This window comes from uncultured Olegusella sp. (assembly GCF_947253395.1).
Classification (GTDB): domain Bacteria; phylum Actinomycetota; class Coriobacteriia; order Coriobacteriales; family Atopobiaceae; genus Olegusella.
On the sequence record NZ_CAMXYY010000047.1, the window covers coordinates 1 to 10,962 of the forward strand.

Annotated in this window: 16 protein-coding genes and 1 pseudogene; all 17 read right to left on the reverse strand. The window is 52.8% G+C overall.

Features of this window, described 5'->3' with window-relative positions; all coding sequences use genetic code 11:
• A partial coding sequence (locus Q0X25_RS05145) for a glycosyltransferase family 2 protein (RefSeq protein WP_298579504.1) occupies positions 1-374 on the reverse strand: 374 nt, incomplete at its 3' end.
• A 193-nt stretch (positions 375-567) separates the two neighbouring features.
• On the reverse strand, positions 568-1,332 hold the full coding sequence (locus Q0X25_RS05150; RefSeq protein WP_298579507.1) for a hypothetical protein: 765 nt from the start codon (positions 1,330-1,332) through the stop codon (positions 568-570).
• Positions 1,333-1,408: 76 nt separating this feature from the next.
• Complete coding sequence (gene truA, locus Q0X25_RS05155; RefSeq protein WP_298579510.1) at positions 1,409-2,242, reverse strand: tRNA pseudouridine(38-40) synthase TruA; 834 nt, start codon at positions 2,240-2,242, stop codon at positions 1,409-1,411.
• 99 nt (positions 2,243-2,341) lie between these two features.
• Positions 2,342-2,806 (reverse strand): 50S ribosomal protein L17, encoded by a 465-nt coding sequence (gene rplQ, locus Q0X25_RS05160; protein ID WP_298579513.1) that lies wholly within the window; start codon positions 2,804-2,806, stop codon positions 2,342-2,344.
• A gap of 32 nt (positions 2,807-2,838) precedes the next feature.
• Complete coding sequence (locus Q0X25_RS05165; RefSeq protein WP_298579516.1) at positions 2,839-3,780, reverse strand: DNA-directed RNA polymerase subunit alpha; 942 nt, start codon at positions 3,778-3,780, stop codon at positions 2,839-2,841.
• Positions 3,781-3,803: 23 nt separating this feature from the next.
• Complete coding sequence (gene rpsD, locus Q0X25_RS05170) at positions 3,804-4,409, reverse strand: 30S ribosomal protein S4 (RefSeq protein ID WP_298579519.1); 606 nt, start codon at positions 4,407-4,409, stop codon at positions 3,804-3,806.
• A gap of 18 nt (positions 4,410-4,427) precedes the next feature.
• The gene (gene rpsK / locus Q0X25_RS05175; protein WP_021626865.1) at positions 4,428-4,829 is read right to left on the reverse strand and encodes a 30S ribosomal protein S11; all 402 of its coding nucleotides are present in this window, start codon (positions 4,827-4,829) and stop codon (positions 4,428-4,430) included.
• Between the two features lie 3 nt (positions 4,830-4,832).
• A complete protein-coding gene (gene rpsM, locus Q0X25_RS05180; RefSeq protein ID WP_021626866.1) occupies positions 4,833-5,204 on the reverse strand; it encodes a 30S ribosomal protein S13 in 372 nt (123 codons plus the stop codon).
• Between the two features lie 12 nt (positions 5,205-5,216).
• A complete protein-coding gene (rpmJ, locus tag Q0X25_RS05185) occupies positions 5,217-5,330 on the reverse strand; it encodes a 50S ribosomal protein L36 (protein WP_021626867.1) in 114 nt (37 codons plus the stop codon).
• A 131-nt stretch (positions 5,331-5,461) separates the two neighbouring features.
• Positions 5,462-5,680: a translation initiation factor IF-1 gene (gene infA / locus Q0X25_RS05190; protein WP_021734522.1), complete on the reverse strand. Its 219-nt coding sequence runs from the start codon at positions 5,678-5,680 to the stop codon at positions 5,462-5,464.
• Positions 5,681-6,515: 835 nt separating this feature from the next.
• Positions 6,516-7,295, reverse strand: a pseudogene (map, locus tag Q0X25_RS05195) (type I methionyl aminopeptidase); the annotation flags it as partial.
• Positions 7,292-7,918, reverse strand: coding sequence for an adenylate kinase (locus Q0X25_RS05200; RefSeq protein ID WP_298579528.1), 627 nt, complete (start codon positions 7,916-7,918; stop codon positions 7,292-7,294). The pseudogene map and the gene Q0X25_RS05200, both read right to left, overlap by 4 nt.
• Before the next feature lie 255 nt (positions 7,919-8,173).
• Positions 8,174-9,457 (reverse strand): preprotein translocase subunit SecY, encoded by a 1,284-nt coding sequence (gene secY, locus Q0X25_RS05205; RefSeq protein ID WP_298579531.1) that lies wholly within the window; start codon positions 9,455-9,457, stop codon positions 8,174-8,176.
• The gene (gene rplO, locus Q0X25_RS05210; protein WP_298579534.1) at positions 9,451-9,900 is read right to left on the reverse strand and encodes a 50S ribosomal protein L15; all 450 of its coding nucleotides are present in this window, start codon (positions 9,898-9,900) and stop codon (positions 9,451-9,453) included. The genes secY and rplO overlap by 7 nt, the downstream gene beginning before the upstream one ends.
• A 10-nt stretch (positions 9,901-9,910) precedes the next feature.
• Positions 9,911-10,099, reverse strand: a complete 189-nt coding sequence (gene rpmD / locus Q0X25_RS05215; RefSeq protein WP_298579537.1) for a 50S ribosomal protein L30 — start codon at positions 10,097-10,099, stop codon at positions 9,911-9,913.
• A gap of 3 nt (positions 10,100-10,102) precedes the next feature.
• Positions 10,103-10,624: a 30S ribosomal protein S5 gene (gene rpsE / locus Q0X25_RS05220; RefSeq protein WP_298579540.1), complete on the reverse strand. Its 522-nt coding sequence runs from the start codon at positions 10,622-10,624 to the stop codon at positions 10,103-10,105.
• 10 nt (positions 10,625-10,634) lie between these two features.
• On the reverse strand, positions 10,635-10,962 hold a 328-nt coding region (gene rplR, locus Q0X25_RS05225; protein WP_298579543.1), incomplete at its 5' end, for a 50S ribosomal protein L18.

Here is a 10,962-nt window from a genome sequence, read left to right on the forward strand (position 1 = left end):
ATATAGTAGGAAGACAGCACAAGATCAGGATTGCTCTGCTCCATCACATTGAGTAATTCTTCCAGTGCAGAAGGCTCAAGCCAGTCGTTGCCCCGTACAAACATGAGATACGTACCGCTCAGCTGATCAAGCACACAGTTGAGCACCAGCTGAACATCATCACTTTGATGCAAAATTGTGATTCGAATATCCCTATCTGCCATACGTTCAAGCATGTCGCTTGTACGGTCATCCGAATTTAGATCAACGGCAAGTAATTCGAAATTCTCGCAGGTCTGACGCTGAAGACTTTCGACAGCACGACAGATGCTGCCGTCCACATTGTGGGCAAGCATCACAATCGAAACTAAGGGCTTGTCAAAAAGCCTGCTCATCTATCTGGAAACTCCTTTTGAGCACTGACTCAAAATACAAACGACACCACAAGCAACAATACCTATGTCATTTTCTACTGTTCTACTATTGATTATCGCGTCTCAAAGAATATATAACAGCAAATCTTGTCGCTGCTCACGGATATTCCAGCAATGTGGATAATGCTTGCACAAATTATGCTCAACTGAGGTATTACTTAGCTGCTACCTGTGTCCCCAAGGCCTCATTGAGCTTGTTGGCATCAATAGATTTGGCTTGAGTGCCATCCTTGAGCTTGGCATCAGCAGCAGGAGCCTCACTGCGTGTCAGCTTGTTGATACCAATAGAAAGTGTGCGCTCGGCCAGATCAGTCATCTCAGCAAAAGTCATGTCAGATTTAAGAGACTCCAAAATCTTTGTGGACGAACCAATAAGCGACTGCATACCAGCATCTTTGATCTGAGCAATATGCTCCCACATATCATCAGTACTCACGATTGCGTGAGATAGGTGTACATTCATCGCGCGTGATAGAGGAGCAATACATTCCGAGGCACCCACAGCATCAAAGCGAGCAGAAAGTGTTGTATCGCCTTTGTCAGTTGTAAGCTTCGTATCCGCAGGAATACTCACCAAACTGCCTGTGCCCTTGCTCACATTAATCGATAGCAGCTGAACTGCATGTAGCTTGGGCTTTGCTGCATGGGGATTATCAACCGAGAAAACCAGCACATTGGTAAAGTTATCGCTGGAAGCTTTATAGCCCTTGGGCGCTACAATTTCACCTTGCGCCCTGATAGACGTTTTGAGGGCCCTATCACCTAGGTTGACATCGCGATGCGCCATAACCCAACTCCAGCGCAGCGAGATAACAAGACCAATGAACACAAATGCAGCCGCAGCACAAGCCAAAATCAAGCCGGCTCTATCACTACGAGGCACATCTGTGCGCTCAAAGCGCTCGCGCTTGTGCAGCATAAAAATCTCCTCGCCTTCATAGCGTACAATTTCTCTTGACTGAGTATAGCCGACCTTGCCAGATGTCTAACGATTCTTAATCCCAAGGCTTGAGCACGGCTTGCGGATACCTTACTGCGGTAAAGCAGAGCCCTTCTGCAGGTGCTGTAGGGCCCGCTGCGCTGCGATTGCGCGCTTGTAGGGCTTTCGCAAGCCAGTCGGGCTCACGATGTCCACGTCCCACTTCCACCAAAGAGCCTGTAATTATGCGCACCATATTGTGCAAAAAAGCATTACCTGCAACGTCCACCACAACAAGCTGCTCGCCCGCCTCTTCCAGCTGTGACACTTCAAGCTTTGTCACACAGCGTGAGGTAGAGCGCCCTGCTTCATCAAGAAGAGCAACAGAGCTTGCCTTACAAAAACTGCGAAAATCATGCTCGCCCAGCAGTGCTGTGGCGGCATTATTCATCTGCTCCACATTAAGCGTGCGTGCGCTACGCAACCACCACGCATGTCCCCATGACAACACGGGGCGCGCATTGCCTACGGCGATGCGATAGCGATAGTGCCGCTCTATGGCATCAAATCGAGCTGAGAAACCCGCTGGAGCCTGATAGAGCTCCGCAATAGAAATATCATCCGGGGTTAGCGCGACAAGTGATGCTTTAAGGCGTCTTCCTTGTCGTTGCAACTCACTGGCATCAGCCAAAAAACTCACATACTGTGCCTGCGCGTGCACGCCTGCATCCGTACGCCCCGCACATTCAAGTTCAATGGGACGTCGTAGCGCAGTTTCCAGAGCACGTCGCAGCTCACCTGCAACACTGCGCTGTCCTGGTTGCTCAGCAAAGCCAGCAAAGTCTGTTCCTCTATAGCCTAGGCGCACAACTATGGTTCCTGCTGCCTCAGTTCCTGCTGCCTCAGTCATAGCCCACCTTTTATTCTTGCAAAAGTTTGGTATCTCCAAATGGCAAAAAGGGGCCTGGCGCAAGTCCAGACCCCTTTGAACATACCTAAAGCGAAAGCTTTACTCAGCTGCCTCGGCGGTCTCCTCGACCTCAGGAGCCTCTTCCTTGGCAGGAGCGGGCTCAACGACCTTGGTAACCTTAGCGGTAGCCTTGGGGGCAACAGGCTCGGTAACGAGCTCGATGATGACAACCTCAGCGCCATCGCCCTTGCGGGGACCAAGCTTCATAATACGGGTATAGCCACCATTGCGACCATCCCACTGGCCCTGAGCTGCGCGGTCAAAGACCTCGGCAACAACATTCTTGTCGCCCAGCTTGGCAATAGCCATGCGGCGAGCGGCAATGTCGCCACGCTTTGCCCAAGTAATGATCTTGTCAACCTCAGGGCGGATAGCCTTGGCGCGCTGATCCAGAGTCTTAATACGATCGTTAGAAAGTAGGGCGCAAACAAGGCTCTTCTTCATTGCCTTGGTGTGGCTCGCATCGGTACCGAGCTTCATACCCTTCTTTTTATTGTGTCTCATGGTCTTGCTACTCCTCTAAAAGGTGCGGACGACTAGGCCTTAAGTCCCAGGCCCATATCCTCGAGCTTGTCTTTGACTTCCTCGATGGATTTGACGCCAAAGTTGCGAATGTTGAGCAGGTCGTTCTCAGAGAACTCGACAAGCTGGCGCACAGAGTGAATACCAGCACGCTTGAGGCAGTTGTAAGAGCGTACAGATAGTTGCAGGCTCTCAATTGCCCTATCGAGGTCGGTGTTGTCCTCTTCCTCTTCACCCGTCGCAAAGATTGAGGTGTCCTCAACAGGCTCCTCCTCATCAGTCAGCGTCATGAACGCAGCCATGTGCTGATTGATGATGTTGGCAGCCTCGACAACGGCATCGCGCGGGGAGATCGAGCCATCGGTCTCCACCTCAAGCACAAGGCGATCGTAGTCGGTATGCTGACCAACGCGGCACGGGGTAACAACCTTGGCACAACGACGAACAGGCGAATACAGAGAGTCAATCGCGATAACGCCAATGGAATTATCGTGATCGTTGTCATCGCCCGACACATAGCCGCGACCACAAGCGATGCGCATAGACATCGTAAGGTGCTGGCCTTCGCCGAGATGGCAAATAACCTGACTCTTGTTGATTAAATCAAACTCAGCAGGAATCTGGAAATCCCCGCCCGTAACGGTCATGGGGCCGTCAACGTTGATGGTGGCAATAGCCTCATCGCCCGTGCCATTTGCGCGGAACACAAGACCCTTGACGTTAAGAACGATATCGGTGACATCCTCATAGACACCAGGCACGGTGGTGAACTCATGCTGGACACCATCGATTTTGATTGCCTCGATAGCTGCACCCTCAAGAGAGGAAAGCAGAACACGACGAAGTGAGTTGCCCAGCGTATCGCCATAACCACGCTCCAGCGGCTCTGCGCTGATACGTGCGAGGTGCTCGCTGATCTCTTCCACCGAAACTTCTGGCCGAATGAACTCGGACATGTAAATCCTCCTGACTTACCGGTTTAACGGGAGTACAGGTTGACGATCTGCTGCGGATCGATTGTCTCGTCATTGACAAGGTCAATCTGATCGCGAGTCGGGACCTGAAGAACGGTGCCAGACAGCTTCTCGATGTCAACCTCCAGCCAGGCAGGAACAGTCATGTGCTCAGAAGCAATGACTGCCTCCTTGATGGGAAGAAGATCCTTGTACTCAGGAGCAACTGCGACAACATCGCCAGTCTGAACCTGATAAGAAGGAATATCGACACGCTTACCGTTCACGGTGATGTGACCATGACGGACGGTCTGACGAGCCTCGCGACGCGTACGAGCAAAGCCGAGACGGAAAACAACGTTGTCCAGACGACTCTCGAGGAGTGCCATCAGGTTGTCACCGGTAATACCCTCAACACGGATTGCGCGCTTGTAATAAATACGGAACTGCTTCTCAAGAACACCGTAGATAAACTTTGCCTTTTGCTTCTCGCGGAGCTGCAGGCCGTACTCAGACGGCTGGCGGCGAGACTGCTTGGGCTCACGGTGAGACTTTTTGTTATAACCCATCACCGCGGGATCGATGTCGAGCGCGCGGCACCTCTTGAGGACAGGAGTCCTATCAACTGCCATTTTGTCTGTCCTTCCTGATTAGTTGCGGCGACGCTTGCGGGGACGGCAACCGTTGTGGGGGATAGGAGTCTTGTCCTGGATACCAGAGACCTCAAGACCTGCGGCCTGGAGGCTACGAACGGCGGTCTCACGACCCGAACCAGGACCCTTCACAAAAACGGTAACCTTACGCAGGCCGTGCTCCATAGCTGCCTTGGCGCAAGCCTCTGCTGCCACCTGTGCTGCAAACGGCGTGGACTTACGAGAGCCCTTAAAGCCGACGGTGCCACCAGACTGCCAAGCAATTACGTTGCCCTGTGCGTCGGTAATCGAAATGATTGTGTTGTTAAAGGTAGACCTAATGTGTGCCTGGCCTACTGCAATGTTCTTGCGGTCCGCACGACGCACGCGCGTGTTGCGAACGTTTTTCTTCTGCGGCATGCGTTATCCCCTCTTCTTTCCACCGACCTGACGACGCGGACCCTTGCGGGTGCGTGCGTTGGTGTGGGTGCGCTGGCCGTTTACAGGAAGGCCCTTGCGGTGACGCAGGCCCTTGTAGCAGCCAATCTCCATCAGACGGGCGATATTCGTACGACGCTCGCGGCGAAGGTCACCCTCCGTCGTAAAGTTTGCATCGATGTAATCGCGGATCTTGGTCACCTCGTCTTCTGTAAGGTCTTTAACGCGGGTCTCCTTGGAGATCTCGCAGGCCTCGCAGATTTTGGTGGCGCTTGTCTGGCCGATGCCATAAAGGTAGGTGAGGCCAACCTCAACGCGCTTGTCACGCGGCAGGTCGACGCCGTTAATACGTGCCAACTTGTTGCCCCCTTAACCTTGACGCTGCTTGTGACGAGGGTTTTCGCAGATTACAAAAACCTTGCCATGGCGGCGTACAATTTTGCACTTATCGCACATCTTCTTGACCGAAGGACGTACCTTCATTTTGTCTTTCCTTCCGGTAGTGCCGGTCCGAACTATGTCATCGCCCAGCCGCTGGCGTGAATTCCCGGCTGTGTCCTTGCATGGCTTGGCCTTGGCTGTGGCGAGTCAAGACGTCTGCCCGAACACACTGTCTACTTGTAACGGTAGGTAATGCGTCCTTTTGTAAGATCGTAGGGAGAAATCTCGACGACAACACGGTCGCCGGGCAGAATGCGGATGTAGTTCATCCTAATCTTGCCTGAGATGGTGCACAGAATGGTCTTGCCGTTCTCGAGCTCGACGTTAAACATTGCATTCGGCAAAGGCTCAACGACCTTGCCTTCTAGCTCGATTGCGTTTTGCTTGCTCACCTGTCCTGCTCTCTCCTCGCCAAATCTCACGACTGTCAGAGTAAAATCGCACAATGACAGCAATAGTCAATAATAATCGCCTCTGCAACTAAAGTCGAGCTATCCCCCTCTGTTCTGCAAAGTCTTGCGCGAATTTCACAAACTATTCGCAAGCTTTCTGTTTTTGAGTCTATTTTCGTGGGCAAGCGTCACGTTCGACTGGCGGGAGATTATGCCACTCTAGGCCAAGTGCCAAAAGCCACGTTGCGTTTCATGTCCCTCTAGGCCGGGTGCCAAACGCCACGTTCTACTTCACTTTTTTTACCAAAAGCCACGTTTCATTTCACGCAAGAAAAATTTACCTGCGGAAACGTCAGGGCTTTTGAAACGGAATGTGGCTTTTGACATTTTTTCTGAAATAGAATGTGGCTTTTGACAGGCAGAGCCGGTCTGCTTGAAACAGAACGTGGCATTTGGCAAGCAGAGCTGTGTTACTTGAAACGGAATGTGGCATTTGGCAAGCAGAGCTGTGTTACTTGAAACGGAATGTGGCATTTGACAAGCAGAGCTGCCCCATTTGAAAGGGAGTGTGTCATTTGCACACTCGCAGGCAGCGATGGGTAGCTCATGAGCATCCGAAATGGTCACACGTCCGCAGGGCTTACGCACAAAAAACCCAGCTCACGAGACCTGGAGCTGGGCTCGAGAAAAATGCAACATCTAACTACAGAGGCAGAACGGCAGTGCTATCGGCAGAAATGCCATCCGAAGCATCATCCGGCTCAGCCAGAGGTTCCTGCGACACTTCTTGCTCAAGCTCCTCGGTAACGCAGGGTAATTCTCCTTCGGACTCGATCCCGCCATGCATGGCACACCAGGGTCCCAGCTCATCAGCCGTTAAGATGAGAGGTCCATCTGCCGTAATCGCAACAGTGTTTTCATAGTGCGCAGCAGCCAAGCCATCAGCAGTCTGCACGGTCCAGCCATTGGACCACATGCGCGTATCGTAGCTACCAAGCGTAATCATAGGCTCAATCGCAATAACCATACCTACCTGGAGCTTTACGCCACGACCAGGACGACCGTAGTTAGGGACATTGGGATCCTCGTGCATTTTGCGGCCTACACCATGGCCAACATATTCACGCACGACGCCGTAGCCATGCGCCTCGGCGAGACGTTGCACAGCATGACCAATATCGCCCAGACGGTTGCCCGGCACTGCTTGTTCAATACCTGCCACGAGGCAGTCTCGCGTAATTTCGCATAAACCCTGAATTTCAGGAGCAACTTCGCCCACCAAAAAAGTCCATGCGTTATCCCCTACCCAACCATCCTTGGTAGCGCCCGTATCAATTGAGAGAATATCGCCTGCTTGCAGGACCGTATTCTCGTTAGGAATACCATGAACAATTTGAGCATTAGGAGATGCACAAATACTTCCTGGAAAGCCCCCATAGCCCTTGAAGGTAGGCTTTGCTCCCTGCGCCCGAATATAGTCTTCAACAGCACGGTCAATCGCTGCGGTTGTTACGCCTGGAATGGCCATAGTGCCTGCTACGCGCAGAGCTGCTTTGGAAATAGCTCCTGCTACGCGCATCTGCTGAATTTCATCGGGCCCTTTGATATGAATCATAGGCCAAGCTGTGCTTTCGTATCGGCATAGACCTCATCCACAGGACGATCGCCGTCAACCTTGAGAAGCTTGTCCTGTTTTTCGTAATACTCAACGAGCGGAGCTGTCTTGGACTGATAGGTATCTAGGCGCTTCTGAATAGTCTCAGGTTTATCATCATCGCGCTGATACATTTCACCAGCGCAGCGAGGGCAAACCTCCGTCTCGGGACCTGCAGTATAACCACAGCTACGGCAGGTACGACGAGAAGAAAGACGTTTAACAATCACATCAAAAGCGACGTCCACAAGCAGAGCTCCGTCAAGCGCAATACCCATCTTGGCAAGCTCAGCATCCAGAACCTCTGCCTGTGCGGTGTTGCGCGGGAAGCCATCGAGAATCCAGCCTTTTTGCGCATCAGGCTCAGCAAGACGCTCCTTGACCAAATCAATAACAAGGCTGTCAGGCACCAGCTGACCTGCGTCCATATACGACTTTGCCTGAAGCCCAAGCTCAGACTCCGCTTTTACCGCATTGCGAAGAAGATCACCTGTAGAGATGTGGGCTACACCAAAATCGGCAACGAGCTTCTGGGCCTGCGTACCTTTTCCCGCCCCTGGCGCGCCAAGCAAAACAATGTTCATACGTGCCTCTTTCTTTGAAGTCAAACAAAGACAGATACACTTCTATTATCTACGAAATCTAGAAGACTGTGCGAGTGCGTGTGTGGCATATTTGTTAACAGCAGCACATATGAGTCATTCAACAAGACGCGTACTCAATCTAACATCCACCTGCCTGCTGAAAGTTGCGACCCACACATACAAAAGGCGCCTCCCACAAAAGAGAGACGCCTGTGTTGGCATTATATGCGCATATACGCTGTGTAAACGACTGAACTACTTGAAGAACCCGTCGTAGTTATGCATCTTGAGCTGGGATTCCAAAGATGCAATTGTATCCATCGCAACGCCAACCATAATCAGAATCGACGTACCACCAAAGCTCTGAATGAGACTGTTGTTGGTAAAGGAGAACACAATCGAAGGCACTACAGCCAGCGCAGCCATAAAGATAGCACCAGGCAACGTAATGTGATCGAGAGTCGATTTGATATAGTCAGCCGTGGCCTTGCCAGGACGCACGCCAGGAATAAAGCCACCAGCTTTGCGCAGTTGATCTGCTGTTTCATCGGGATTAAACACCATTGCAGTATAGAAATATGCAAAGAACACGATGAAGACAATCGACAAAATCCAGTTAATCCAGCCAGTAGAAACTGCATTCGCAAAAGCCTGGACCCAACCCACGCCAGGGAAGAATACCGCAATCTGAGCGGGCAAATACAAAATTGCCGAAGCAAAGATGATGGGTACAACGCCTGCAGTGTTCACTTTAATGGGCAGGTAGGTAGACTGACCACCCATCATCCTGCGCCCAACAACACGTTTGGCATACTGCACGGGAATGCGACGCTGACCACGCTCGATATACACGATAACGGGGATAATCGCCGCAACCACCGCCACCGTCAAAATGGTCACCAAAATATTACCCTCGGCGACGACAGACTGAATGATGGCGGCAGGGAGCCCTGCCATAATGTTGGCAAAGATGATGAGGGACATGCCATTACCGATGCCGCGCTGAGTAATAACCTCGCCCAGCCACATAATGATGAGCGCGCCAATAACCAGCGTAAAGACAACAATAACGTCCTCAAGAAGCGAAGGGATGCCCATCTGGGAGAAGTCCATCCCGTATGTAGGGCTCTTGAAGAGGAATAGGTAGGCAATGGCAGAAATAAGAGAAAGCACAACAGTGAGGTAACGCGTGTACTGCGTAATCTTGCGCTGGCCAGACTCACCTTCACGCGCCAGTGCTCCCAGCGAAGGGATAACTGCCTGCATCATCTGCAGAATAATCTGCGCAGTGATGTAGGGCATGATGCCCAAGCTGAAGACAGAAACGCGCGACAGTGCACCACCTGAGAAGAGGTTGAGCACGGTAAGCGCGCCGCTACCTGCAGCTGCATTTTTATACGCTGCGAGCATAGCGGAGAAAGGAACTCCAGGAACAGGCAGATACGCCCCAAAGCGGTAGAGGGCAAGGATTGCGACGGTAATCGCAATCTTGCCCCTAAGCTCGGGGATACGAAGCGCGTTTTGGATCGCCTTTAGCACGCTGCCTCGACCTTTCCTCCGGCCGCCTCGATCTTTGCCTTGGCAGAGGCGGAGACCTTGTCAACCTTGACAGTAAGGCTCTTGGTGAGCTCACCGTCGCCGAGGACCTTTACAGGCACATAGTCGTGCTTGATAACACCTTTTGCCATAAGGCTCTCGGCATCAACGGTCTCACCGGACTCATAGAGAGCCTCAAGACGAGCAACGTTGACGGGGGCGTACTCAACACGGTTGCGATTGGTAAAACCAGGGAGCTTGGGCAAACGCATTGCGAGCGGCTGCTGACCGCCCTCAAAGCCAGCGCCTTTGCCGCCACCAGAGCGGGAAAGCTGACCTTTGGAGCCACGACCAGCGGTGGTGCCATGACCAGAGCTATTGCCGCGGCCGATGCGCTTACGCGCCTTCTTCGCGCCCTCTGCAGGGCGGAGATCTGTGAGCTGCATTGGGTAACTCCTAGTTCTCTTTAACGTCGACGAGGTGCTTGACCTTGAAGATCATGCCTCGAACAGACGGATTGTCGGGCAGAACCGCGACGTCGTTAATCTTGCGCAGGCCCATGGCTTTGCAGGTAGCCGTCTGATCCTTCTTGACGGAGGCGACGGCGCTGCGTACGAGCTTGACAGTAAGGGTCTTTTCAGCCATCGCTTATGCCTCCTTCCCGGCAAACATCTCCTTAAAGGAGAGACCGCGACGCTCTGCAGTAGCCTCGGGGCTCTCGAGCTCCTTGAGGCCCTCTGCGGCGGCCTTGATGATGTTTAGTGCGTTGTCAGTGCCCAAAGACTTGGCGATGACATTTTTGATACCCACGGCATCAAAAAGAGGGCGGACGGGGCCGCCAGCGATAACGCCGGTACCAGGAACTGCGGGCTTAAGCAAAACATTGCCAGCACCGTAGTGGCCCTCGACAGCATGAGGAATAGAGCCCTCATCAGTCAGAGGCACATGGAACATGTTTTTCTTGGCGTCTTCAACGCCCTTGCTAATAGCCAGAGGCACTTCGGTGGACTTACCTTGTCCGAGTCCTACGTTGCCCTTACCATCACCGACAACTACCAGGGCGACGAGAGACATACGCCTACCACCCTTGACGACCTTGGAGACGCGGTGGATGTAGACGACGCGCTCCTGAAGGTCGGAGTCCTGCTGGCGCTTACGATCACGTGGCATTACATTCCTCCTAGAACTTCAGGCCCGCTGCGCGGGCGCCATCTGCGAGAGCCTTGACACGGCCATGATAGATGCGGCCGCCGCGGTCAAACTTGACCGCGGTCACGCCTGCGGCGAGCGCACGCTCACCGATAAGCTTGCCAACAAACTCGGCTGCCTCCTTGTTAGAGCCAATCTTGCCCGTGGCACGGAACTCTGCGGACAGCGTCGAAGCAGAGCAGATGGTCTTTGCATCTGCATCATCAACAACCTGAGCGTAAATATGAGCATTGGTGCGGTGAACGGTGAGACGAGGAGCCTCTGCCGTACCGAAAATCTTGGAGCGGACACGGCGCTCG